This window comes from Sulfitobacter sp. 1A10359 (genome assembly GCF_043558145.1).
Lineage (GTDB): Bacteria > Pseudomonadota > Alphaproteobacteria > Rhodobacterales > Rhodobacteraceae > Sulfitobacter > Sulfitobacter faviae.
Genome location: NZ_JBIFGB010000002.1, coordinates 143,724 through 168,437 on the forward strand (window position 1 = coordinate 143,724; position 24,714 = coordinate 168,437).

Sequence of the window (24,714 nt, forward strand, 5' to 3'; positions counted from 1 at the left end):
CTTCTTAATGCGAGGCATCGGCGGTCTGCACAGCGGTATCAGCCGCCTCCAGCGCCATGTCGTAATTTTCAATCAGGGCCGCCACAGAGGGCCCGATCATGTCCAGCACCAGCGCCGGGTAGACGCCGAGGATCAGGGTCATCGCCACCAGCGGGGCAATGATCCACTTCTCACGCGCGGTCATGTCGGTGATCGCCTTGAGGCTTTCCTTGATCAGGTCACCCATCACCACGCGGCGGTAGAGCCACAGCGCATAGGCCGCGGAGAAGATCACCCCCGTGGTCGCCACAGCCGCCACCCAAGTGTTCACTTGGAAGGTCGCCATCAGCGTCAGGAATTCACCCACGAAGCCCGATGTCCCCGGTAGGCCCACGTTCGCCATGGTGAAGAACATGAAGACCAGCGCATAGGCGGGCATCCGGTTCACCAGACCGCCATAGGCGTCGATCTCACGGGTGTGCATCCGGTCATAGATCACGCCGACGCTGAGGAAGAGTGCGCCGGATATGAAGCCGTGGCTGATCATCTGGAAAATCGCCCCATCGACACCCTGCTGGTTGGCGGCAAAGATGCCCATGGTCACAAAACCCATGTGGGCCACCGAGGAATAGGCGATCAGCTTTTTCATGTCCTGCTGCACCAACGCCACCAGCGAGGTGTAGACGATGGCGATGGCCGACATCCACAGGATCAGCGGCGTCATCACCTCGGCACCCACTGGGAACATCGGCAAAGAGAAGCGCAGGAAGCCGTAACCGCCCATCTTGAGCAGGATTGCCGCCAGCACCACGGAGCCTGCCGTCGGCGCCTGAACGTGGGCATCGGGCAGCCAAGTGTGAACCGGCCACATCGGCATTTTCACCGCGAAGCTGGCGAAGAAGGCGAGGAACATCAGCGTCTGCATGCCGCCGACGATCTGGATGCCCAGAACCTCAAAGCTTTCGGAGCCGAAGTTATGCGTGAGCAGGCTGATTTCGCAGCCACCGATGCAGGTTGTGCCCGCTTCGGTAAACATCGCCACCATGGCCACCAGCATCAACACCGAGCCGAGGAAGGTATAGAGGAAGAATTTGAAGCTCGCGTAGATCCGCTCTTTCCCGCCCCAGATGCCGATGATCAGGAACATCGGGATCAGGCCCGCTTCGAAGAAGAGGTAGAAGAGCACCAGATCCAGCGCCATGAAGACGCCCAGCATCAGGGTCTCCAACAGCAGAAAGGCGATCATGTATTCCTTGACGCGATGCTCGACGTTCCAGCTTGCCGCGATGACCAGCGGCATCATGAAGGTGGTCAGCATCACGAAAAGGATCGAAATCCCGTCAACGCCAAGGCGGTACTTCAGGCCCAAAAGCCAGTCGGCCTCATCCACGAATTGGAAATCGGTGTTCGACGGGTCGAACTCGAACAGTACGAAAAGCGAGATCAGGAAGGTGACCGTCGTGGTGATGAAGGCCAACCATTTCGCATTGCGCCCGGCGGCAGCATCATCGCCCCGCAAGAAGACCGCAAGGATCAGCGCTGCGAATGCCGGAATGAATGTGATGATTGAAAGCAGATGCGTATCCATCAGTTCGCTCCTCCGCTCATCGTCATCCATGTCACCAGAACGGCGATGCCGATCACCATGGCGAAGGCATAGGTGAAGATATAGCCCGTCTGAGCCTTACCCGCGAGGCGGGTGAAGAAGGGGATGATCCCCATGGCGATGCCATTAAGCGTGCCGTCGATCACAGTGCCATCGCCGCGTTTCCACAGGAACCGGCCGATCGTTTTGGCTGGACGCACGAAAATCACGTCGTAAACCTCATCAAAGTACCATTTGTTTTTCAGGAACAGGTAAAGCGGGCGTTGGTTTGCCGCCAGCCGTCCCGGGACGGTCGGGCTCCAGATATAGAACCACAGGGCCATGACCAGACCGGCCAGCATCGCGATGAAGGGCGAGACCTTGACCCATTTCGGCGCGGCATGGGCATCTTCCAGCACATGGTTGTCGGGTGCGAAGTAAAGCGCCCCCTCGCCCGGCGCACCGCCGAAGGCTTCGTGATGGGTGCCTGCGTCTTGGTGGCCTTCGACCAGCGCATCCGCGCCATGGTCGCCATCGACCGGACCAGTTGCGCCGTGGTCATCCTCGGCCCCTTCGACATGATCGTCGCCGTGGCCTGCCATCTCGGCCATCGGGATGCCGTAGAACTTGCCGACCTGATCCGCGTGACCAAAGAAGCTGCCGTACCAGATCATCCCGGCAAAGACCGAGCCGAGTGCCAGAACACCAAGCGGGATCAGCATGACCATCGGGCTTTCATGCGCATGCTCATGCGTGTGCTTGTTGCCGCGCGGCTTGCCAAAGAAGGTCAGGAAGATCAGGCGCCAACTGTAGAAGCTCGTCATCGCCGCGGCGATCACAAGAAGCCAGAAGCCATACATCGACCCACCGCCCCAAGCGCTCTCGATAATCGCGTCCTTCGACAGGAAGCCCGCGAAACCAATATGCGTGAGCGGAATGCCGACGCCGGTGATGGCCAGCGTGCCGATCATCATCGCCCAGAAGGTATAGGGGATCCTTTTGCGCAGACCGCCGTAGTTGGTCATGTCCTGCTCATGGTGCATCGCATGGATGACCGAGCCCGCGCCCAAGAAGAGCATCGCCTTGAAGAAGGCGTGCGTGAAAAGGTGGAACATCGCCGCCGAATACATGCCCACGCCCGCGGCCACGAACATATAGCCAAGCTGCGACATGGTCGAATAGGCGATGACGCGTTTGATATCGGTCTGCACAAGGCCGATGGTCGCGGCAACAAAGGCAGTGGTGGCGCCGATCACGGTGACAAAGGCCATCGCCTCGGGCGCGAATTCCATCACAGGCGACATGCGGCAGACAAGGAAAACACCCGCGGTCACCATGGTCGCGGCGTGGATCAGCGCCGACACAGGCGTCGGGCCTTCCATCGCGTCAGGCAGCCATGTGTGCAGGAAAAGCTGCGCCGATTTACCCATCGCGCCGAGGAACAGGAGGAAGGCGATCAGGTTCGCTGCGTTCCAGTCGTTCCACAGGAAGGTAACGGACTGTTCGGCCAGATCGGGTGCGGCGGCAAAGATATCGTCAAAGCGGATCGAGTCCGTCAGCATGTAAAGGCCAAAGATGCCGAGCAGGAAGGCAAAGTCCCCCACCCGGTTGACGACAAAGGCTTTCATCGCTGCGGCATTGGCCGACGGCTTGCGGAAGTAGAAACCGATCAGCAGGTAGGAGGCCACGCCGACGCCCTCCCAGCCAAAGAACATCTGCACGAGGTTGTCGGCGGTCACCAGCATCAACATCGCGAAGGTGAAGAAAGACAGATAGGCGAAGAACCGAGGGCGATAGCTTTCGTTATCGCGGAAGTTCTCGTCATGGGCCATGTAGCCGAAGGAATAGAGGTGTACGAGGCTCGACACCGTGGTGATGACGATCAACATGATCGCGGTCAAACGGTCGAGCCGGATCGCCCAATCTGTGCTCAGCGTGCCGCTTTCGATAAAGCGCAGGATCTGAATTTGCTCGGCTGGGCCGTCCAGCGTCAGGAAGACCACCCAAGACAGGAAGGCGGCAAGGAACAGCAGCCCGGTGGCGACCCACTGGGCGGCCTTCTCACCGATGATCTTCCAGCCGAAACCGCAGAGGATGGCACCCACCAGCGGTGCGAATAGGATCGTGGTTTCCATTGCCTCAGCCCTTCATCACGTTGACATCTTCCACCGCGATCGAGCCACGGTTGCGGAAGAAACAGACCAAAATGGCGAGGCCGATGGCAGCCTCGGCAGCAGCGACGGTGAGCACGAAAAGCGTGAAGACCTGCCCCGTCAGATCACCAAGGAAGCTGGAAAAGGCGACGAGGTTGATGTTCACCGCGAGCAGCATCAATTCGATGCTCATCAGCAGAATGATCACGTTCTTGCGGTTCAGGAATAGCCCGAAGATGCCGATGACAAACAGCGTCGCCGCCACTGTCAGGTAATGCTCAAGTCCGATCATGTCGTCCCTTACGTTCCCGCCCCTTGATGGGCTTTGGTCGCGCCCCGTTCGATGGGGCTTTTAGTATCACTTTGCCCCGGCTGCCACCGGGATTGCCGAAGCTTTAGCCGATAAAGCTGTAGCCGCCGAAAAACACGACGATCAACACCACGACCAGTACCACGATTGTTGTTCTCGACATTTCGACGTCCCTTCTCTCTCTTGGTTCAGCCGTTCTCTTTCAAAGAGAACGGCCCCGGAATTTTCAAAAAATTCTGTCTGTTACAGGCCCTGCCCTGACTTCACGTCGCGCAGCTCCATCGCCTTGGCCGGGTCGCGCATCATCTGGGCCACCACGTCTTGGCGCTTCACGTCCTTGCGGTGACGCAGCGTCAGTACGATCGCCCCGATCATCGCCACCAGCAGGATCAGACCCGCCAGTTGGAACAGCAGGAAGTAACGATCATACAGCAGCAGGCCGAGGGCTTCGGTGTTGAACCGCGCGGGATCAATCGCATTGGCCCGCAGGCTTTCCGCCGCCGCGCTCTGCTCCCATGCGCCGAAGGCCATGACGAATTGCATCAAGATCACCAGCCCGATCAGCAGCGCCAGCGGCATGTAGCGCGCCATCTCGGCCTTGAGTTCGGCAAAGTCCACGTCAAGCATCATGACGACGAAGAGGAAGAGCACCGCCACTGCGCCCACATAGACGATGACCAGCAGCATCGCCACGAACTCCGCGCCGAGCAGAACAAAGAGCCCCGCCGCCGAGAGGAAGGACAGGATCAGCCAAAGCACCGAATGCACCGGGTTGCGGCTGATCACCGTGAACAGCCCGCCGGTGATGACGCTGATCGCGAAAAGGTAAAATGAAAAGACCGTCATGCGCCGTCTTCCTTCTTGGTATCTTTTTCTTCGTCTAGGACCGATTGCGCCAGTTCCAGGGCCCGGGTCATCGCGGGAAGCCCGGCAAAGACCGACATCTGGCTGATCGTCTCGACGATATGTTGTTTCGTGGCCCCCGCCTCGCGCGCGTGGCGCACGGTTTGGCGAAGGGCCATGTCATTCTGCGCGCCCTGCATGGTCAGCCCGGCAAGGGTCAGAAGCAGCCGTGTCCGCGCGTCCAGCCCGCCTTTGTTGACCGTGTCGCCGAACCAGAAATCCATCATTTCCTTCGGCATGGTGCCCATCATCGCCTCGAACCCTTTTGGCGAAAAAGCATCCATCGCTGGAAAGGCTTTCGCCATTTCCTGCGCTTGCTTCATCATCGCATCAAAAGGGTTCTTGGGGTCGCTCATCTGTAGGGCGCGTCCATTTCGAGGTTGCGGGCAATTTCGGCTTCCCAGCGTTCGCCGTTGTCCAAAAGCTTGGCCTTGTCGTAGTAAAGTTCTTCGCGGGTCTCAGTCGAGAACTCGAAGTTCGGGCCTTCGACAATGGCATCCACCGGGCAAGCCTCTTGGCAGAAACCGCAGTAGATGCATTTGGTCATGTCGATGTCATAGCGCGTGGTGCGGCGGCTGCCGTCTTCGCGCGCTTCGGCGTCGATGGTGATCGCCTGCGCGGGGCAGATCGCTTCGCAAAGCTTACAGGCAATGCAGCGTTCCTCCCCATTGGGATAACGGCGCAGGGCATGCTCCCCGCGGAAGCGGGGCGACAGCGGCCCCTTCTCATGCGGGTAGTTCAGCGTGGTTTTTGGCGCAAAGAAATAGCGCATCCCCAGCATGAACGCCTTGGCGTAATCTGCCAGCAGGAAATATTTCGCGGCGCGGGTGTAGTCAGTCGCAGCCATATCAGCCCCCTACGGTCCAGCGGGCGTAGATGCCCCAGAACCAATCGAATTTTGCAGCGAATGCCACGAAGACCACCCAGAAGAGCGAGAAGGGAAGGAATACTTTCCACCCCAGCCGCATCAGCTGGTCATAGCGGTAGCGCGGCGTGATTGCCTTCACCATGGCGAACATGAAGAAGACCATCAGCATCTTGATGAACATCCAGAAGAAGCCATCGGGCAGGAACGGCACCGGCGACAGCCAGCCACCGAAGAACATCAGCGACACCAGCGCGCACATCAGCACCACCGCCACCAGCTCGCCAATCATGAAGAGCAGGAAGGGCGTCGAGGAATATTCCACCTGATAGCCCGCGACGAGTTCCGATTCCGCTTCCGGCAGGTCGAAGGGCGGGCGGTTGGTTTCCGCCAGCGCCGAGATGAAGAACAGGATCAGCATCGGGAAATGCGGCAGGAAGTACCAGTTCAGCAGACCCCAGTCGCCATCCTGCGCCGCCACGATGGACGAGAAGTTCATCGACCCGGTCGAGAGGATCACGCCGATGATGATCAGACCAATCGACACTTCATAAGAGATCATCTGCGCGGCGGAGCGCAGAGAGCCCAAGAAGGGATATTTCGAGTTCGACGCCCAACCGCCCATGATCACGCCGTAAACCTCGAGCGAGGAGACGGCAAAGACATAGAGGATCGCCACGTTGATGTCCGACAGGATCCAACCGTCGTTAAACGGGATCACCGCCCAGGCGATCATCGCCATGACAAAGGAAATCATCGGCGCAAGGAAGAAGACCCCCTTGTCTGCGCCCGCCGGAACCACCACTTCCTTAACGATATATTTGAGGAAGTCGGCAAAACTCTGTAGCAGGCCGAAGACGCCCACAACGTTGGGGCCGCGGCGCATCATCACGGCGGCCCAGATCTTGCGGTCGGCATACATGAGGAAGGCCAGCGCCAGCAGCAACGGCACCACCAGCAGCAACACCTGCCCAACCGTCAGCAGGGCAATGCCAAGCCCGGTCGTGTAAAAGAAATCAGCCATAAGTCCTCACACCGTCGGAATGCCGCGTTCCGCGCATTGAAACGCGGTCACTTCGGCATCAATTGTCTTCAAGCCTTTGGGCAGGCTCGGCGAGATTGTGTAAACAGCATCTGCCCGCCATATGCCACCCTCTTCGCTCACATTTGTCCGCACATGACGCGCAAAACCGTAGCCCCGGATCAGCGTGTATTGCGCGGCGGCGCATTCGGCGTAGTCCGACACGTCCTGCGCCGAAAGCGCCTTGGTCATCGCCACGTTGAATTGCACCAAATCACCGTCCAAAAGCTGGGTTTCGACCCCCTTGTAATCGGGGATAAAATCCTCGGCCACCGGCACCTGCGGTTCGCAGGCGGCCAGTAGCATCAAGGGGGCCAGCGCCATTGTTCTCACTCCGCCGCCATCGGCTCGGCCCGGCGCGCGGTGGCCAGCGCCGACAGTTCCGCCATCAACTGGCTGGCCCGCGCGATCGGGTTGGAGAGATAGAAGTCACGCACCGCAGGCGCGAAAGACGCATCGCCCAGCTTGCCCGCAGGCAGCGCATTCCATTCGTTTTCCGGCACCTCATCGACATTCGCCAGATGCGGCACGGCCTCGGTCAGTTTGCGGCGCAGCTCAGCGATGGAATCATAGCCCAGTTGCGCGCCCATCTCAGCCGAAAGCGCCCGGAGAATCGCCCAGTTCTCTTTCGCCTGCCCCGGTGCAAAGCCTGCGCGCAGCGCCAGTTGCGGACGGCCCTCGGTGTTGACGAAAAGCCCCGGCTCTTCGGTATAGGCAGCACCCGGCAGAATGATGTCGGCACGGTGCGCGCCGCGGTCGCCGTGGCTGCCTTGGTAGATCACGAAGGGGCCTTCGCCGATCTCGATCTCATCGGCGCCGAGGTTGTAGATCACCTCAGCCGCGTTCACGTCGTCCATGCCGTTCTCGGCCACGGCACCGATGTCCATCGCGCCGACGCGCGATGCGGCGGTGTGCAGAACCATCAGCTTGCTCTTGGTCTTCTCGGCCAGCTCCATCGCTTTCGCCAGAACCGCCGAACCATCGGCTTCGCGCAGCGCGCCTTGGCCGACGACGATCACCGAAGGCTGCTCCAGCACTTCGTCGAAGTCGCTGCCCATCAGCTTGTCGAGCGTGGCGCGGTCGTTGCCAAGATGGTGATGCGGATAGGTCAGGTCAGCCGCTTCGCCGATCAGGCCGATCTCGGCGCCATTGCTCCATGCCTTGCGGATACGCGCGTTCAGCACCGGCGCCTCGACGGCGGGGTTCGTGCCAATGAGCTGGATCATCTTGGCGTTGTCCAGATCCTCGATCCGCGCGTTGCCAACATAGCCGAAACGGTTGCCCGCGGGCAGTTTCGCGCCATCGGTGCGGCATTCGACAACACCGCCCTGCCCTTCGATCAGCTGTTTCAGGGCAAAGGCCGCTTCCACCGGGGCCAGATCGCCAATGAGACCGGCAAGCTTCTTGCCCTTCATCGCGGCGGCGGCGGCATTGAGTACCTCGGGCCAGCTGGCTTTGCGCAGCTTGCCGTTTTCGCGGATATACGGCGTGTCGAGACGCTGGCGGCGCAAGCCGTCCCAGACAAAACGGGTCTTGTCGGAAATCCACTCCTCGTTCACGCCGTCATGGTTGCGCGGCAGGAAGCGCATGACTTCGCGGCCCTTGGTGTCGACGCGGATGTTGGAGCCGAGCGCATCCATCACGTCGATGCTCTCGGTCTTGCTCAGTTCCCACGGACGCGCGGTGAAAGCATAGGGTTTGGACACCAGCGCGCCCACCGGGCAAAGGTCGATGATATTGCCCGACAGGTTGCTGTCGATCAGCGCGCCGAGATAGGTGGTGATCTCCGCATCCTCGCCGCGGCCGGTCTGGCCCATGACGTGTTGGCCCGCGACTTCGGTGGTGAAGCGCACGCAGCGGGTGCAGGAGATGCAGCGGGTCATGTGAGTTTCGACCAGCGGGCCAAGATCGAGATCTTCGGTCGCGCGCTTGGGCTCGCGGTAGCGCGAGAAGTCGACGCCGTAGGCCATCGCCTGGTCCTGCAGGTCGCACTCACCGCCTTGGTCGCAGATCGGGCAATCGAGCGGGTGGTTGATGAGCAGGAATTCCATCACGCCTTCGCGGGCCTTCTTGACCATGGGAGAATTGGTTTTCACGACCGGCGGCTGGCCCTCGGGACCGGGGCGCAGGTCGCGCACCTGCATGGCGCAGGAGGCGGCGGGCTTGGGCGGCCCGCCGACGACTTCCACAAGACACATGCGGCAGTTGCCCGCGATCGACAGACGCTCGTGGTAACAGAAGCGCGGCACTTCGATGCCCACTTGCTCACAGGCCTGAATGAGCGTCATCGCCCCTTCGACTTCGACTTCCTTACCGTCGATGATGATCTTGCGGATATCGCTCATAAGCTCACTTTGCCTTCAGTAACGAACCGATCCGGCTCGATTTTTGAATCTCTTCGCGTCCGAGCGCACAATAGCTTTGCGGGTCCGAAGTATCGACCCCCTTCGCCTTGAAAAACGCGGCGCCCCGCGCTCTCATGCGCGCTTTTTCAGCGTCACTATCAATATAGGCGTCGATCTCGGCGTCGGAGTAGCCCAGATCGGTTGCCTTGCCTTTCAAGTCCCAAGCCATCTTGACCGCGCGCAGCATCCGCGCGCTGATGTCGGGGCAGTTTTTGCGGATGATGTCGGCGACGCCCATGTCCAAGAGCGCATCGTCGATGGCGGCCACCTCGCGCAATGGCGGTTTGGCGGCGACCGGTGTCACGGTGGCGGCGGTCAGGCTTAGGCCCATCACGGCGATCATCAGGGTGCGCATATCAATTCTCCTTCATGCAGCGGGCCGGAACGGCCCGTCTGACAGATGGAGATCGCAGGCCGTGATATTCAATATCACCGCCCCCGAGACCCGCAGGCCTGCGATATGTCGCCGATGCGATCACTGGGGGCAGCGCCCCCGAAAGGTCAGCGCCCCGCCATCGAACCGCAGCGCGCTTGCCGGGGCATCGGGGCCAAAGGTCCAGTCGATTTTCGAGTTGCCGTAGTTGCCGACACAGTATTTCACCGCCTCATAGCGCGCCGCCGCACGGGCGCCGTCGATGGATTTGCCGGCGTCCTTGACCGTCACCTGAAAGACATCCCGCTGGCCGTCAACCTTGCGCAGTTTGGTGTTGAAATACTGCCCGTCAAAGGCAATCCGCTCGCCATCATTGGCGCAGCCCGCCAGCAGGGCGCTGAGCGTCAGAACCGTCAAAGCATATTTCATAGACCTACTCCGCTGCGCCATGGCCCGGCCTTGCCGATCGCCCCGCGCCTGTTGTGGACGGACGCGCCTGACGCGCGCCCGCTATCGCCGCTCCTGCGCCAAGCGTCAAGCCGGTGAGGCCCGCCGCCGCGCAGGGTTTCACTCCGCCGCGACCGCGCTGACGCGGCCCGTGCGCTTGTGTTTGATCCGATCTTCGATCTCATCACGGAAGTGGCGGATCAGACCTTGGATCGGCCAAGCCGCCGCATCGCCAAGCGCGCAGATCGTGTGGCCCTCGACCTGTTTGGTCACGTCGAGCAGCATGTCGATCTCTTCCGGCTCGGCATCGCCCGAGACCAGACGGTCCATCACGCGCATCATCCAACCGGTGCCTTCGCGGCAGGGCGTGCACTGGCCGCAGCTTTCGTGTTTGTAGAACTTCGACAGCCGCCAGATCGCTTTGATCACGTCCGTCGAGTTGTCCATCACGATCACCGCCGCGGTGCCGAGGCCCGAACGCTGCTCACGCAGGTAGTCGAAATCCATAATCGCGTCGCGCATATCCTTGCCGGGGATCAGCGGCACCGACGACCCGCCGGGGATCACCGCCTTGAGGTTGTCCCAGCCGCCGCGGATGCCGCCGCAATGGGTCTCGATCAGCTCTTCAAAGGAGATCGACATCGCCTCTTCAACGACACAGGGGTTGTTGACGTGACCCGAGATCGCAAAGAGCTTGGTGCCCGCGTTATTGGCGCGGCCAAAGCCCGCGAACCACTCAGGGCCACGGCGCAGAATGGTCGGCACCACGGCGATGGATTCGACGTTGTTCACCGTGGTCGGGCAACCGTAGAGGCCCGCGCCCGCCGGGAACGGCGGTTTCATCCGGGGCATGCCTTTCTTGCCTTCGAGGCTTTCCAGCAGCGCGGTTTCTTCGCCACAGATATAGGCCCCTGCCCCGTGGTGCAAGTAAATGTCGAAATCCCAGCCCGATTTGCTGGCGTTCTTGCCCACCAGACCGGCCTCATAGGCTTCATCAATCGCGGCCTGCAGGGCTTCGCGCTCACGGATGTATTCGCCGCGGAGGTAGATATAGCAGGTATGCGCGTTCATCGCGAAAGAGGCGATCAGGCAGCCTTCGATCAGCGTATGCGGATCATGGCGCATGATCTCGCGGTCCTTGCAGGTGCCCGGCTCGGATTCGTCGGCGTTGACCACAAGATAGGCCGGGCGGCCATCGCTTTCCTTCGGCATGAAGGACCACTTGAGACCCGTGGGGAAGCCCGCCCCGCCCCGGCCCCGCAGGCCAGAGGCTTTCATCTGGTCGACGATCCAATCGCGGCCCTTTTGAATGATCCCGGCGGTGCCATCCCAATGGCCGCGCGCCTGCGCGCCTTTCAGGGTGCGGTCATGCATGCCGTAGATGTTGGTAAAAATGCGGTCTTTGTCCTGAAGCATGATGCCTACCTTTGGTTCTCACGGCTGGCCCGGCGGGCCTGCCACATTTGATATATCACGACCATCGCCCAGAAAAGCGCGGCCAGTGCAGCAAAGTCGAAGAGCAGCGCATAACGCCCCGGCAGGCCAAGCGCCGGGCCGGCCCATTGCATGGCCAGCCACAAGCACATGGTCACGGCAATGACCAGCCCTGCGGTGCGGCCCTTGCGGGCAAGCGCTCTGTCTTCGGCTTCGCTCATGTCTCTCTCTTACCCCGATCAGCCCTCGGCCTTGCCGTCACTGGCAAGTGCCTTGGCCTGACCGATCCAATCGTCGCGCCGGATACGGCCCTTGAAACGCAGACGGGAATCGACCCAGTCGATCTCTTCTCCCTCAAGTGCCGCGACCTGATCGAAATGGAAGATGCCCAATTCATTCAGCGTCTGTTCCAGCTTCGGCCCGATGCCGCCAATGCGCTTGAGGTCATCCGCCCCACCCGCACGGGGTGCATCCAGCAGCGCGGGTTTGCCATCGGTCGATGCGCTGCCTGTCGCCCCCTTGGGCGCGGTTTCGACGGTCTCTTCCGGGGTAGTCACCACGGCGGGCGCCTCTTCGGCTTCGACAACCTGTTCCGGGGCGGCTTCTACGGCGGCTGTGTCGGCCACGGGCGGCGTCGGCGTTGTTTCCTCGGAGGTTTCGGCGGGTTCTTCCTCGCCCGCCACATCGACCTCGGCAACATCATCCGGCGCGGCCTCAACGGCAGCCGTATCGGCCACCGGCGCATTCGGCGATGTCTCTGCCACAGGCTCAACCGGCGCGCTGGCCTTTCGCGCGGCCCCGATGCCTGCGTCACCGGCAGGGACCGTGCCCACCGCTGGCGAGACGCTGTCCGATGCTGTCGGCGCCGCCGCAACCGATGCTGCTGCCGCGCTGCGCGTGTTATCTTGCGGTGCGGCGGCTGGCACGTCTTTGCACAGCAGGGTCATCGCCAGATAGCCCACAATCACCGCCACCAGCACACCGGCCAAAATAGACATCAACAGACCCCAGATGCCGAAAGCCAGCAACAGGAATGCCACCAGCAAACCGACACCGGCACCCAGCCACCAGCAGCGCTTGGTGCAGGCTTCTCGTTCCGAAATATCCGTCATGACTGTCCTTCTCTCCCTTGATGCGGGCGATGCGGCTTATGGCTCTGCGGGGTGGTGTGGGTGCCGTCCTTGGCCCGTTGTTAATCTCCGTCTTATTCTTCTGCGAGGCGCGCGGCCTGCTCTACCCAATTGTCGCGGCTGACGCGGCCTTTGAACCCTTCGAGGTTCTGGTCGACCCAAGCGACCTCCTCAGGGCCCCATTGGGCGATCTGATCAAAGTGGTAGAAACCCATGCCGTTAAGCATCTGCTCCAGCTTCGGACCGACGCCTTTGATCTTTTTCAGATCATCCGCCTCGCCCTCACGCGGGCCGTCCAACTGTGCCGGCTTTTGGCCGGGCGTCGCGGGGGTGTCAGTCTCGGCCTCGGCGGCATCGACGGTTTCACCCGCGGGGTCGCGCTTGGAACGCGGCTTGCTTTTCGAGGCGGCCTCGGCCTCCTGCTCGGTGATACCGGTCTTGTCGGCGCTTTCGCCCTCGGCGGGACGCGGCTCTTCGGCTTCGACCTCTTCCACGGTTTCAGGCTGCGGCGCGTCGGGCTTGCGCTGCCATGGGGTCAGCAGCGGCACCTCGGTGCCGTCGATGCGCTTAACCGTATCGCCGATATCGACCGCCGCTTGCGCGCTGGCGTTATACTGCGTGCGCCCGCTTTCGTGATCCGTGAGGCTGGTCAACCCGCCCAGAGGCTCGGAGGCATAGCGCCCGTTCTGAGGGCCGGGCACGGGCACGTGCCCCTCGCTCAACTCATCAAGGATTTCGTTCAGCCGCGCGGTGGTCAGGTCTTCGTAATAGTCCTTGCCGATCTGCGCCATGGGGGCGTTGGAACAGGCGCCGAGGCATTCGACCTCTTCCCAAGAAAAACGTCCGTCCGCCGACAACTCATGCGGCTTGGCGGCGATACGCTCTTTGCAGACGGCGACCAGATCCTCGGCCCCGCAAATCATGCAGGAGGTGGTCCCGCAAACTTGGATATGTGCCACGGAACCAACGGGTTGCAGTTGGAACATGAAGTAGAAGGTCGCTACTTCGAGGCCCCGGATATAGGCCATGCCCAGCATCTCCGAGACATGTTCGATCGCCGGGCGGGTCAACCAGCCCTCTTGCTCCTGCGCGCGCCACAAAAGCGGGATGATCGCGCTGGCCTGACGGCCTTCGGGGTATTTGGTGATCTGCGCTTCGGCCCATTCTTGGTTGGCGGGCGTGAAGGCAAAACTGTCGGGCTGGTCAGGGTGTAGACGGCGGAGCATTAGTTCGAACCTATGGTCAGGCGGAGGCAAATGATGCCCCCGGCGTAAATTTCTTCAAAACGGGGTGACGCCAGCGGCATCACCGGTCAATCTCTCCAAAGACGACGTCCATGGTGCCGATGATCGCGGCCACATCGGCAAGCTGGTGACCGCTGGCCACATGGTCCATCGCTTGCAAGTGCAAGAAGCCCGGCGCGCGGATTTTGGAGCGATAGGGTTTGTTGGAGCCATCGGCCACAAGGTAGACGCCAAACTCGCCCTTGGGCGCTTCGACGGCGCAGTAAACCTCGCCCTTGGGGACGTGGAACCCTTCGGTGTAAAGCTTGAAGTGGTGGATCAGGCTTTCCATGTCGGTCTTCATCGCGGTGCGCGACGGCGGGGTGATCTTGCCCCGGGCCAGCACATCGCCCCGCCCTTCGGGGGCGCGCAGCTTCTCGATCGCTTGCTGGATGATGTAGGTCGACTGGCGCATCTCTTCCATCCGGCAGAGGTAGCGGTCAAAGCAGTCGCCGTTCTTGCCCACGGGGATCTGGAAGTCGAATTCGTCGTAGCATTCATAGGGCTGCGCGCGGCGCAGGTCCCAAGCAAAGCCAGACCCGCGCACCATCACACCGCTGAAGCCGTAGTTGAGAATGTCCTCTTCGGTCACGATGCCGATGTCGACGTTGCGCTGCTTGAAGATGCGGTTCTCGGTCAGCAGCTCATCGATGTCGACCATGAACTTCTTGAGGAACTGTTCGCACCAGGCCTCGATATCGTCCAGCAGCGCGGGCGGCAGGTCTTGGTGGACGCCGCCGGGGCGGAAGTACGCCGCGTGCAGACGCGCGCCGCAGGCCCGCTCGTAAAAAATCATCAGGCTCTCACGCTCTTCAAAGCCCCAGAGCGGCGGCGTCAGCGCGCCCACGTCCAGCGCCTGCGTGGTGATGTTGAGAAGGTGGTTCAGAATGCGCCCGATTTCCGAGAACAGCACCCGGATCAGCGAGGCACGGCGCGGCACCACCGTGTCGGTCAGCTTTTCGATGGCCAGACACCAAGCGTGCTCTTGGTTCATCGGGGCCACGTAATCCAGCCGGTCGAAATACGGCAGGTTTTGCAGGTAAGTGCGGCTTTCCATCAGCTTTTCGGTGCCACGGTGCAGCAGGCCGATATGGGGGTCGCAACGCTCTACCACCTCACCGTCAAGCTCAAGCACCAGACGCAAAACCCCGTGTGCGGCAGGGTGTTGCGGGCCGAAGTTGATGTTGAAGTTGCGAATCTTCTGCTCGCCGGACTCAAAGTCGGTCGACCCGTCGTCAAAGGCTTTTGTGCGAATGTCGCCGTCCATTACCGTTTCTCCAGTTCTTGCAGCTTCATGCCCATCCACCACAGCAAGGCAATCGTGCCCAGCGGGATCAGACAGGCCACCGCCCAGTATTTGTTGATGCCGAAGAACGGCAGCAGTTTGACCATCGGAATGGCGGTCAGCGCCGAAAGGATCAGCCAGCCGAACCCGCCCATTACTTCGCGTCCTTGCTCGCATGACCGTCGGGTGCCGACTTGTCATCGCCGGGCAGGATGTAATCGGCCCCTTCCCACGGCGACATGAAGTCGAACTGGCGGTATTCCTGAACGAGGCTCACGGGCTCATAGACCACGCGCTTGGCGCCTTCGTCATAGCGCACCTCGGTATAGCCCGTGGTCGGAAAATCCTTGCGCAGCGGGTGCCCGCGGAAACCATAGTCCGTCAGAATACGGCGCAGGTCCGGGTGCCCGGAAAAGAGGATGCCGAACATGTCAAAGACTTCACGCTCGAACCAATCGGCACTGGGGTGCACGCCGGTGATGGAGGGCACCATGTCCTTCTCCCGCGCGGCGGCGCGCAGGCGAATGCGCTGGTTCTGGTACATCGACAGGAAGTGGTAAACCACGTCGAAACGCTTGGCCCGGCCCGGATAATCCACCGCCGTAATGTCCACCAAAGTCGAGAAGCGGCAGGTCGGGTCACCTTTGAGGAACTCGACAAGCCCGGCGACATTGGCCAGCGCCACATCCATGTTCAACTCACCCTTGGTGACATCCCATCCGAGCACGCAATCGGGGCGTTTGGCTTCGATATAGGCCCCAAGTTCCTGCAGTTGTTCGCTCATCGCAAATCTTCCTTCCACGCGCCGATCAACGCCATCTCACTGTCCCGCGCCTTTGGCGCTTTGTCCTTCTGCCTGCCCCGCTTGCGGCGCAGGCGGTTGCCTTAGCGCACGATCGTCCCGGTGCGGCGAATTTTGCGCTGCAACTGGAGGATACCATAAAGCAGTGCTTCCGCCGTCGGCGGGCAGCCGGGCACATAGACATCGACCGGCACGATGCGGTCACAGCCGCGCACGACCGAATAGCTGTAGTGATAGTAACCGCCGCCATTGGCGCAGGACCCCATCGAGATCACATAGCGCGGCTCTGGCATCTGGTCATAGACCTTGCGCAGCGCCGGGGCCATCTTGTTGGTCAGCGTGCCCGCGACGATCATCAGGTCCGACTGCCGCGGAGAGGCGCGTGGCGCGGTGCCAAAACGCTCAAGGTCATAGCGCGGCATGGAGCTGTGCATCATCTCAACCGCGCAGCAGGCCAGACCGAAGGTCATCCAGTGCAAGCTGCCCGTGCGCGCCCAGTTGATGATGTCTTCGGTCGAAGTCAGCAGGAAGCCCTTGTCCTGCAACTCGGCATTCAGGCTTTGGGTGGCGAACTCAGGGTCCGGCCCCGCGCCATATTGACCGTAGGCCGCAGGGGCGGAGGCACCGGATTTAACCCGTGGGCTTTGGTGGCCATCGCCCATCACCGGGGTGACGAGTGCGTCATCTTTTACTGCCATTCCAGCGCTCCCTTCTTCCATTCATAGGCGAAGCCCGCCGTCAGCACGCCCAAGAACACCATCATCGACCAGAAGCCCACCATGCTCACCTCTTTAAAGGCCACGGCCCATGGAAAGAGGAAGGCGATTTCGAGGTCGAAGATGATGAAGAGGATCGAGACTAGATAGAAACGCACGTCAAACTTCATCCGCGCATCGTCGAATGCGTTGAACCCGCATTCATAGGCCGAGACCTTCTCCGGGTCAGGATTGCGCACGGCCACGACCACAGCGGCGAGGATCAGCACAAGGCCAAGGCCAATCGCCACGGCCAGAAAAACGAGGATGGGCAGGTATTCCCGCAGCATGTCGTCCAAGGGGATGCTCCTTTCGCGGTGCGCGGCATGAGGCAAAGGCCAAAAGCCCGCGCAGACAAACTTGGAACGGGTTTAACTCTGCCCGTGGGTAGGGTCAACGGGCCAAGCCCGGTTAATGCCGCCCACGGGTCCGCAATAGAGCCATTTCGCCAAAGCCTTGAGCTAGACCACCCAAGCGGCTTTGCGCTTGTCAAAGAAGGCACCGATTCCCTCGGCGGCCTCATCGGTTTCCCAACGCGCCGCGAGGGCATCAATGGACATTTCCACCGCCTCGGGCGTGGCGATTCCACCCAGGTCTTGCGCCAGCTTCTTGGCCGCTGCCACCGCCCCCGGCGCGCAGGAGAGGTAAGGCACGACCTCGGCCTCCACCGCCGCGTCCAACTCCTCGGCCGGTACGGCGCGGGCCAGCAGCCCCAGATCGACCGCCTCCGCCGCATCGAACAGACGCGCAGACATGAAGACCCGCCGCGCGCGCCCCTCGCCCATCCGCGCCAGCACATAAGGTCCGATGGTGGCCGGGATGATGCCCAGACGGGTCTCGGTGAAGCCCATCTTCAGCGTATCGACCCCCACGGCCACGTCACAGACCGAGGCCATGCCGACGCCACCGCCGAAGGCATTGCCCTGCAGCTTGCCGATCACCGGCTTCGGCAGCGCGTTAAGCGCGCCCAGCATTGTCGCCAGTTTGCCCGCCTCGGCCGAGCGGGTCTCGGCGTCCATGTCGCGCTGGTCGCGCATCCAGCCCAGATCGCCGCCTGCACAGAAGGATTTGCCCGCACCGGTCAGTACCACCACGCGCACCGCGTCATCCCCGGCCAGCTTGCCCGCCGCCGCGGTCAGATCGGCCAGCATCTGCGCCGACATGGCGTTGTGTTTCTCCGGCCGGTTGAGGGTGAGCGTCGCCACCCCGCGCGCGTCGGTTTCGATCGTCAAAGTCTCGTACATGTCAGCCTCGCATTGCCCGTGCCATTTCGGCGGCCTCCAGCACCACCGCCTGATCGACGCCGGTGTCGTAGCCAAGCGCCGTCAGATGTTTGTTCACCGCCTCGGTGGCGACATTGCCCGCCGCCCCCGGCGCATAGGGACAGCCGCCCAAGCCGCCCACGGCGGCATCGAAGACCCGCAGGCCCATCGACAATGAGGCGTCGATATTGGCGATCGCCCGGCCATGGGTGTCGTGGTAATGCCCCGCAAGCCGCCCTGCGGGCACCACGTCGCGCACCGACAGCAGCATCCGCGCGATACTGTCGGGCGTGCCCGCGCCGATGGTGTCGCCCAAGGAAATTTCGTAGCAGCCCATGGCAAAGAGCTTGTCGGCCACGCGGGCCACGTCGCCGGGATCGACCTTGCCGTCATAGGGGCATTCCACCACGCAGGAGACATAGCCCCGCACCGGGATGTCCACGTGCCGCGCCTCTTCGAGGATGGGGGCGAAACGCTCGAAAGCCTCGTCGATGCTGGCGTTGATGTTCTTCTGGCTGAATCCTTCGGAAGCGGAGGCGAAGATCGCCACCTCGTCGGCGCGGGCCGCTACCGCATCCTCGTAACCGCGCATGTTCGGTGTCAGCGCGGCGTAGCGCACACCCTCGGCACGGAAGATCTGCCCCAGTACCTCGCCCGAACCGGCCATCTGTGGCACCCATTTGGGGCTGACGAAACTGGCGCATTCGATGCGGGCAAAGCCCGCTTGGCTCAGCTTGTCCACCAGCGCGACCTTCTCGGCCACGGGGATCTCGCGTTTCTCGTTCTGCAGACCGTCCCGTGGGCCGACCTCGAAAATCTCACATGGTCCAAGGCTCATTGGCCGCTTTCCTTCCCTGACTGAGCCATGGTCATTCGACCGGCCATGGCGCGTAGAAATCCTTCTCGTAGAGCTTGGCTCCCTCGGGCAGCGCCTGCGCGAAGCTGTCGCGCTCCGTGATCCGTTCATACCACGCCGCGACCGAGGGGTGGTCATCCAATTTCACGAAATGCCGCGCCATGTAGACCGCCTGCCCGACCGAGATGTCGGCGGCAGAAAAGCCGGAAGTCAGCAGGTAGTCGCGGTTCTCCAGCGGCGTCGAGAGCCGCGCCTCGAGCGCGTCGTAGCATTTGCCGATCCGCGCCGCCTCGAGCTTCATCACGATGGGGCTGCGCATGTGATCCTCGCGCAGGGCGATGTGCTGCTGGGTGAGTGCCGCCGCGTGCTGGCTGATGGTCTCGGCGAAGTGCACCCAGACCAGCCAGGCCATCCGGTCGGGGCTACCCACCGAGCGGCCCATCCGGTCGGGGCTGTAGCGCTCGCAAAGGTACTGGGTGATCGCCCCGGTCTCGAACATGCGCTCACCGTCGATCTCCAGCGCCGGCACCCGGCCCGCGGGCGAGAGCACGAGGTATTCCGGATCGCGCAGGCTGCGGTCGAAGGCATGCATCTTGACCTGAAACTCCACGTCGTCCAGCTCGTGCAGCAGCCAGAGCGTGCGCATCGAGCGGGTCTGCGGACAGTGATGCAGCGTAATCATGCGCCCTCCTCGGCTTCCAGACGCACCAGCGCCGCGCCCGCCTCGACCTGATCACCGGCCTCTGCCAACACCTCGGCCACCACGCCGTCGCGCGCGGCGAGCAGCGAATGTTCCATCTTCATCGCCTCCAGCACCGCCAGACGGTCGCCCTTGGCGACGCTCTGGCCGACCTCGGCGTCGATGGCACGCACCAGCCCCGGCATCGGCGCCTCGACGATATTGCCGTCGCCATGGGCGGCGGCGGCACGCGCCAGCGGGTCGATCACGTCAAAGGCGATGCCATAGGCGTCGAAAACCGTGACCACGTCGCCCGCGACCGAGACCGGGGGCGCTATATGGCCGTCGATCTTCCAGCGGCCCGCGATGCGCTCGGCGCGCACCTCGTGATCGCCCACGGTCCAAAGCTGCACATCCTCCGAAAGCACCCGCACCTTCAGCAAATGCTCCTCGCCATCGCGGCCCAGCATCACCTGAAGCCGCAGCGGCCGCCAAAGGTTGAACCCGGCCTCGGCCTGCGGCTGGTCCAGCCCCAAGGCCGCCATCCCCGCCAGCGCAAAATGCCGCCCCGGCACCTCGGGCTGCGCTGTCAGCGCCTCGATGTCGCGCGCGATCAGGCCCGTATCCACGTCGCCCTTGGCAAAACCCTCATGCTCGGCCAGCGCGCCGAGGAAGGCGAGGTTGGTGACCGTGCCACCGACCTCGCACCCCTTGAGCGCCGCGCGCAGCCGCGACAGCGCCACGTCCCGCGTGGGCCCATGCACGATGACCTTGGCGATCATCGGGTCGTAGAAGGGGCTGATCGTATCGCCCGCCCGCACACCGCTGTCGGCGCGGGTCTGGGGCGTAAAGGACAGATGCGTGAGCGTGCCGGTGGCGGGCAGAAAGCCCTTCGGTACGTCCTCGGCATAGAGCCGCGCCTCGAAAGCATGGCCGTCGATCGTGAGTTCATCCTGCGCTTTCGGCAAGGCCTCGCCCGCCGCGACCCGCAGCTGCCATTCCACCAGATCAACCCCGGTGACCAGCTCGGTTACGGGATGCTCCACCTGCAGGCGCGTGTTCATCTCCATGAAGAAGAACCCGTCGGTCGAAAGCCCGCCCGAACCGTCGACGATGAATTCCACCGTCCCCGCCCCGGCATAGCCGATGGCCTCGGCCGCGCGCACCGCCGCCTGACCCATGGCCGCGCGCATCTCTTCCGTCATGCCCGGCGCGGGCGCCTCCTCGATCACCTTCTGGTGGCGGCGCTGGAGCGAACAGTCGCGTTCGAACAGATGCACCGCATGGGTCCCGTCGCCGAAGACCTGCACTTCGATGTGGCGCGGCTTGGTGACAAATTTCTCGACCAAAACGTCCGCATTGCCGAAGGCGGTCTTGGCCTCGGAGCGCGCAGACTCCAGCGCCGCCTGAAAGCCTCCGGCCTCCTCGACCAGACGCATTCCCTTGCCGCCGCCACCCGCAACCGCCTTGATCAGCACCGGATAGCCGATCTTCTCGGCCTCACGCGCCAGCAGCGCATCGTCCTGATCCGCGCCGTGATAGCCCGGGACCACGGGCACGCCCGCCTCGACCATCAACGCCTTGGCCGCGTCCTTCAGCCCCATGGCGCGGATAGCCTTGGCCGAAGGCCCGATGAAGGTCAGCCCGGCGGCCTCGACCGCCTCCACGAAATCGGGGTTCTCGCTGAGAAACCCGTAGCCCGGATGGATCGCCTGCGCGCCGGTATCGCGCGCGGCTTGGATGATCACATCGCCCTTCAGATAACTCTCCGCCGGCGCCGAGCCGCCGATATGCACCGCGGCATCCGCCATGGCGACATGTTTCGCGCCCGCATCCGCGTCCGAGTACACCGCCACGCAGCGCACCCCCATGGCTTGCGCCGTTTCCATCACCCGGCAAGCAATCTCACCCCGGTTCGCAATCAGGATCGTGTCAAACATGCCCTACCCTTTTCATCTCTTTCTGCTCCAAATATTTCGGGGGGTCCGGGGGGCTGCCCCCCCGGTTCCCTCGGCCCGATCACATCCGGAACAATCCAAATTTCGTCGGCTCGATCGGCGCGTTCAGGCTGGCCGAGAGGCTCAGGTAGAGCACGTCGCGGCTCTTGCGCGGATCGATGATCCCGTCGTCCCACAGGCGCGCGGAGGCATAGAGCGGGTGGCTCTGCTCCTCGAACATATCGATCGTGGGCTGTTTGAAGGCGGTCTCTTCCTCCTCGGTCCAAGTCTCGCCCGCGCGTTCCATCGCGTCGCGCTTGACTGTGGCCAAGACCCCCGCCGCCTGTGCGCCGCCCATCACGGAGATGCGGCTGTTGGGCCATGTCCAGAGGAACCGCGGCCGGTAGGCCCGGCCCGACATGCCGTAGTTGCCCGCGCCAAAGGAGCCGCCCACCAGCATGGTGATCTTGGGCACATTGGTGGTGGCCACCGCCGTCACCATCTTGGCGCCGTGGCGGGCGATGCCCTCGTTCTCGTATTTGCGGCCGACCATGAAGCCGGTGATGTTCTGCAAGAACACCAGCGGGATGTTGCGCTGGCTGCAAAGCTCCACGAAATGCGCGCCCTTCTGGGCCGCTTCTGAGAAGAGTACGCCGTTGTTGGCGATGATGCCGATGGGACAGCCTTTGACATGGGCAAAGCCGCAGACCAGCGTCTCGCCGAAGCGCGCCTTGAACTCCTCAAAGCGGCTGCCATCCACCAGCCGCATGATGACCTCGCGGATGTCGTAGGGCGTGCGCAGGTCGGCGGGCACTACGCCCAGCATCTCGGCGGGGTCGTAAGCCGGTTCCTCCGGGCTGGCCCAGTCCACCGTCTTGGGCTTGCTCTTGTTAAGCTGCCCAACCGCGCGGCGCGCCAGTGCCAGCGCATGGGCGTCGTCCTCGGCCAGATAATCCGCCACGCCCGACAGGCGCGTGTGCACGTCGCCACCGCCGAGGTCTTCGGCCGAGACGACCTCGCCCGTCGCGGCCTTCACCAGCGGCGGGCCGGCGAGGAAGATCGTGCCCTGTTCCTTCACGATGATGGTCACGTCCGACATCGCGGGCACGTAAGCACCGCCCGCGGTGCAGGAGCCCATGACCACGGCGATCTGGGCGATGCCCTTGGCGCTCATCCGCGCCTGATTGTAGAAGATTGCGCCGAAATGGTCGCGGTCGGGGAAAACCTCGTCCTGGTTGGGCAGGTTCGCACCGCCGGAGTCCACCAGATAGATGCAGGGCAGATGGTTCGCCTCGGCAATCTCCTGCGCGCGGAGGTGTTTCTTCACCGTCATCGGGTAGTAGGTGCCGCCCTTCACGGTGGCGTCGTTGCAGACCACCATGACCTCATGGCCCTGCACCCGACCAATGCCCGCGATCACCCCCGCACAGGGTGCCGCGCCGCCATAAAGCCCATGCGCTGCTGTGGCGCCGATCTCCAGAAACGGGCTGCCGGGGTCGAGAAGGTTCGCCACCCGCTCGCGGGGCAGCATCTTGCCGCGGCTTTCATGCCGGGCGCGGGATTTTTCGCCGCCGCCTAGGGCGGCGGCCTCGGCGGCCTCGCGGACCTCGCTGAGCGCTTTCAGATGCGCCATCTCGTTGGCCTTATAGGCATCCGAGGATGGCAGGGCTTGCGATGTCAGTTTCATGTTACGTCCTCATTCTCTCGCGCCGCCAGACGCTTCAATTCCTTGCGGATCACCTTGCCGGTGACGGTCATGGGCAAGTCTTCCACGAATGCAATCTCGCGCGGGTAGGAATAGCTGGCGAGCCGGTCCTTCACCCAGTCCTGCAATTCCTTCGCATCGACCACGGCACCCGGTTTCAGCACCACATAGGCCTTCACGATCTCGGTGCGGAGCGCATCGGGCTTGCCGACCACGCCACAGGTCGCCACGGCGGGATGGGTGAGCAGGCAATCCTCGATTTCCGCCGGGCCGATGCGGTAGCCCGCGGAGGTAATCACGTCATCCTCGCGCCCCACGAAGCGCAGGTAGTCGCCCTCCCAGATGCCGCGGTCGCCGGTCAGCAGCCAGTCGCCGTGGAACTTCGCCGCCGTCTCCTCGGGCCGGTTCCAGTAGCGCAGCATCATCGAAGGCGCGCCTTTGCGCACCGCCACGTCGCCCTCCGCATCGGTGGGCTTACCGTTCTCGTCCAGCACAGCCAGTTCGAAGCCGGGGACCGGCTTGCCGATACAGCCGGGCTGCGCGGGAAAATCGACGCCACAGCTCGAGGCGACCATGTTGCATTCGGTCTGGCCGTAGAACTCGTTGATCTCAAGCCCAAACGCCTCGCTGCCCCATGCCAGCATCTCGGCTCCCAGAGGCTCACCGCCGCTGGCGACCGCGCGCAGGCCCGGCAGCGCGACATCCGCCGCTTTCAGCATCCGCAGCGCGGTCGGCGGAAAGAACACGTTGCGCACCTCGCCTTTCGCGATCACCTCGGCGCAGCCCTCGACGGTGAACTTGGGCATCCGGGTGGCCACCACCGGCACGCCGAGCGCCAGCGCGGGCATCGCCACGTCGAATAGCCCGCCGATCCACGCCCAATCCGCCGGGGTCCAAAGGCAATCGCCCGTCTGCCCCAGATGGTCATGGCTGATAGACACGCCCGGCAGATGGCCCGAGAGCACCCGGTGCCCGTGCAACGCGCCTTTCGGCGTGCCGGTGGTGCCGGAGGTGTAGATCAGCACGGCGGGGTCTTCGGGGCCGACCTCGGCGAATTCCACCGCCTCACCGTCCACGCCAGCCTCCGCCGCGATCCACGGGGTGGCCAGATCGCCGAGCAGTTCCGCGCCTTCCGCATCGGTCAGCACGATTTCGCAGCCCGCGTCACCCACCCGGCTGGCCAGCGCGTCATGTTTGAACAGTTTGAACAGCGGCACAGAGATCGCGCCGATCTTCCAGATCGCCAAATGCGCGGCTGCGCACCACGGCGACTGACTGAGCAAAACACCCACGCGGTCGCCGGGGCGCACTTCGGCCTGCAGCGCTCGTGCCAGACCGTTGACCATCTCGTGCAGCGCACCATAGCTCACGTCGCGCCGATCCGGGCCAGTCAGGTCGATGATCGCCACGGCGTCCTCGGGCTGTGCCAGACATTGCGCCGCCATGTTGCCCTGCCAGATGGGCCAGTCGCCTTCGTTCTTCATA

General features: G+C 62.9%; 26 protein-coding genes. All 26 read right to left on the reverse strand.

The genetic code is table 11. The features are described 5' to 3' along the window. Positions 1–4: 4 nt before the first annotated feature. Positions 5–1,567, reverse strand: a complete 1,563-nt coding sequence (locus tag ACGYK2_RS05045) for an NADH-quinone oxidoreductase subunit M (RefSeq protein WP_271687634.1) — start codon at positions 1,565–1,567, stop codon at positions 5–7. Continuing rightward, positions 1,567–3,699, reverse strand: a complete 2,133-nt coding sequence (gene nuoL, locus ACGYK2_RS05050) for an NADH-quinone oxidoreductase subunit L (RefSeq protein WP_271687635.1) — start codon at positions 3,697–3,699, stop codon at positions 1,567–1,569. Before nuoL ends, ACGYK2_RS05045 begins: the two co-directional genes overlap by 1 nt. Before the next feature lie 4 nt (positions 3,700–3,703). Continuing rightward, complete coding sequence (gene nuoK, locus ACGYK2_RS05055; RefSeq protein WP_007119508.1) at positions 3,704–4,009, reverse strand: NADH-quinone oxidoreductase subunit NuoK; 306 nt, start codon at positions 4,007–4,009, stop codon at positions 3,704–3,706. 261 nt (positions 4,010–4,270) lie between these two features. Continuing rightward, positions 4,271–4,873, reverse strand: coding sequence for an NADH-quinone oxidoreductase subunit J (locus ACGYK2_RS05060; protein ID WP_067268146.1), 603 nt, complete (start codon positions 4,871–4,873; stop codon positions 4,271–4,273). Then, positions 4,870–5,286, reverse strand: a complete 417-nt coding sequence (locus ACGYK2_RS05065) for a carboxymuconolactone decarboxylase family protein (protein WP_093926559.1) — start codon at positions 5,284–5,286, stop codon at positions 4,870–4,872. The genes ACGYK2_RS05060 and ACGYK2_RS05065 overlap by 4 nt, the downstream gene beginning before the upstream one ends. After that, positions 5,283–5,777, reverse strand: a complete 495-nt coding sequence (gene nuoI, locus ACGYK2_RS05070) for an NADH-quinone oxidoreductase subunit NuoI (protein ID WP_067263454.1) — start codon at positions 5,775–5,777, stop codon at positions 5,283–5,285. The genes ACGYK2_RS05065 and nuoI overlap by 4 nt, the downstream gene beginning before the upstream one ends. A gap of 1 nt (position 5,778) precedes the next feature. Further along, positions 5,779–6,819, reverse strand: coding sequence for an NADH-quinone oxidoreductase subunit NuoH (gene nuoH / locus ACGYK2_RS05075; RefSeq protein ID WP_067263452.1), 1,041 nt, complete (start codon positions 6,817–6,819; stop codon positions 5,779–5,781). A gap of 6 nt (positions 6,820–6,825) precedes the next feature. After that, a complete protein-coding gene (locus ACGYK2_RS05080; RefSeq protein WP_067263450.1) occupies positions 6,826–7,200 on the reverse strand; it encodes a hypothetical protein in 375 nt (124 codons plus the stop codon). Positions 7,201–7,205: 5 nt separating this feature from the next. Beyond that, positions 7,206–9,221, reverse strand: a complete 2,016-nt coding sequence (gene nuoG / locus ACGYK2_RS05085; RefSeq protein WP_394374258.1) for an NADH-quinone oxidoreductase subunit NuoG — start codon at positions 9,219–9,221, stop codon at positions 7,206–7,208. Between the two features lie 4 nt (positions 9,222–9,225). Next, the gene (locus ACGYK2_RS05090; RefSeq protein WP_067263433.1) at positions 9,226–9,636 is read right to left on the reverse strand and encodes a DUF5333 domain-containing protein; all 411 of its coding nucleotides are present in this window, start codon (positions 9,634–9,636) and stop codon (positions 9,226–9,228) included. A 120-nt stretch (positions 9,637–9,756) separates the two neighbouring features. Continuing rightward, positions 9,757–10,083: a hypothetical protein gene (locus ACGYK2_RS05095; protein WP_271687638.1), complete on the reverse strand. Its 327-nt coding sequence runs from the start codon at positions 10,081–10,083 to the stop codon at positions 9,757–9,759. A 138-nt stretch (positions 10,084–10,221) separates the two neighbouring features. Continuing rightward, a complete protein-coding gene (gene nuoF / locus ACGYK2_RS05100; RefSeq protein ID WP_209218008.1) occupies positions 10,222–11,517 on the reverse strand; it encodes an NADH-quinone oxidoreductase subunit NuoF in 1,296 nt (431 codons plus the stop codon). 5 nt (positions 11,518–11,522) lie between these two features. Beyond that, a complete protein-coding gene (locus ACGYK2_RS05105) occupies positions 11,523–11,756 on the reverse strand; it encodes a DUF5337 domain-containing protein (protein WP_067263425.1) in 234 nt (77 codons plus the stop codon). Positions 11,757–11,774: 18 nt separating this feature from the next. After that, positions 11,775–12,647 carry a hypothetical protein gene (locus ACGYK2_RS05110; protein ID WP_271687641.1) on the reverse strand — a complete coding sequence of 291 codons (873 nt, stop codon included), beginning with the start codon at positions 12,645–12,647 and terminating at the stop codon, positions 11,775–11,777. 92 nt (positions 12,648–12,739) lie between these two features. Further along, positions 12,740–13,891 (reverse strand): NADH-quinone oxidoreductase subunit E, encoded by a 1,152-nt coding sequence (locus ACGYK2_RS05115; protein ID WP_271687642.1) that lies wholly within the window; start codon positions 13,889–13,891, stop codon positions 12,740–12,742. Positions 13,892–13,970: 79 nt separating this feature from the next. After that, positions 13,971–15,215: an NADH-quinone oxidoreductase subunit D gene (locus tag ACGYK2_RS05120; RefSeq protein WP_271687644.1), complete on the reverse strand. Its 1,245-nt coding sequence runs from the start codon at positions 15,213–15,215 to the stop codon at positions 13,971–13,973. After that, positions 15,215–15,388, reverse strand: coding sequence for a hypothetical protein (locus tag ACGYK2_RS05125; RefSeq protein WP_271687645.1), 174 nt, complete (start codon positions 15,386–15,388; stop codon positions 15,215–15,217). Before ACGYK2_RS05125 ends, ACGYK2_RS05120 begins: the two co-directional genes overlap by 1 nt. After that, positions 15,388–16,017, reverse strand: a complete 630-nt coding sequence (locus tag ACGYK2_RS05130) for an NADH-quinone oxidoreductase subunit C (RefSeq protein ID WP_271687646.1) — start codon at positions 16,015–16,017, stop codon at positions 15,388–15,390. Before ACGYK2_RS05130 ends, ACGYK2_RS05125 begins: the two co-directional genes overlap by 1 nt. Before the next feature lie 101 nt (positions 16,018–16,118). Then, positions 16,119–16,733 (reverse strand): NADH-quinone oxidoreductase subunit B family protein, encoded by a 615-nt coding sequence (locus tag ACGYK2_RS05135; protein ID WP_231886322.1) that lies wholly within the window; start codon positions 16,731–16,733, stop codon positions 16,119–16,121. Then, on the reverse strand, positions 16,724–17,089 hold the full coding sequence (locus ACGYK2_RS05140; RefSeq protein ID WP_067263411.1) for an NADH-quinone oxidoreductase subunit A: 366 nt from the start codon (positions 17,087–17,089) through the stop codon (positions 16,724–16,726). Before ACGYK2_RS05140 ends, ACGYK2_RS05135 begins: the two co-directional genes overlap by 10 nt. 162 nt (positions 17,090–17,251) lie before the next feature. Continuing rightward, positions 17,252–18,034, reverse strand: a complete 783-nt coding sequence (locus ACGYK2_RS05145; protein ID WP_271687649.1) for a crotonase/enoyl-CoA hydratase family protein — start codon at positions 18,032–18,034, stop codon at positions 17,252–17,254. 1 nt (position 18,035) lies between these two features. Continuing rightward, positions 18,036–18,890 (reverse strand): hydroxymethylglutaryl-CoA lyase, encoded by an 855-nt coding sequence (locus ACGYK2_RS05150; protein WP_271687651.1) that lies wholly within the window; start codon positions 18,888–18,890, stop codon positions 18,036–18,038. A gap of 31 nt (positions 18,891–18,921) precedes the next feature. Then, positions 18,922–19,590 carry a glutathione S-transferase family protein gene (locus ACGYK2_RS05155; RefSeq protein WP_271687652.1) on the reverse strand — a complete coding sequence of 223 codons (669 nt, stop codon included), beginning with the start codon at positions 19,588–19,590 and terminating at the stop codon, positions 18,922–18,924. Then, positions 19,587–21,527 (reverse strand): acetyl/propionyl/methylcrotonyl-CoA carboxylase subunit alpha, encoded by a 1,941-nt coding sequence (locus tag ACGYK2_RS05160; protein ID WP_271687654.1) that lies wholly within the window; start codon positions 21,525–21,527, stop codon positions 19,587–19,589. Before ACGYK2_RS05160 ends, ACGYK2_RS05155 begins: the two co-directional genes overlap by 4 nt. A 79-nt stretch (positions 21,528–21,606) precedes the next feature. Next, positions 21,607–23,211, reverse strand: coding sequence for a carboxyl transferase domain-containing protein (locus ACGYK2_RS05165; RefSeq protein WP_271687655.1), 1,605 nt, complete (start codon positions 23,209–23,211; stop codon positions 21,607–21,609). Beyond that, a complete protein-coding gene (locus ACGYK2_RS05170) occupies positions 23,208–24,713 on the reverse strand; it encodes an AMP-binding protein (RefSeq protein ID WP_271687657.1) in 1,506 nt (501 codons plus the stop codon). Before ACGYK2_RS05170 ends, ACGYK2_RS05165 begins: the two co-directional genes overlap by 4 nt. Between the last annotated feature and the right edge of the window lies 1 nt (position 24,714).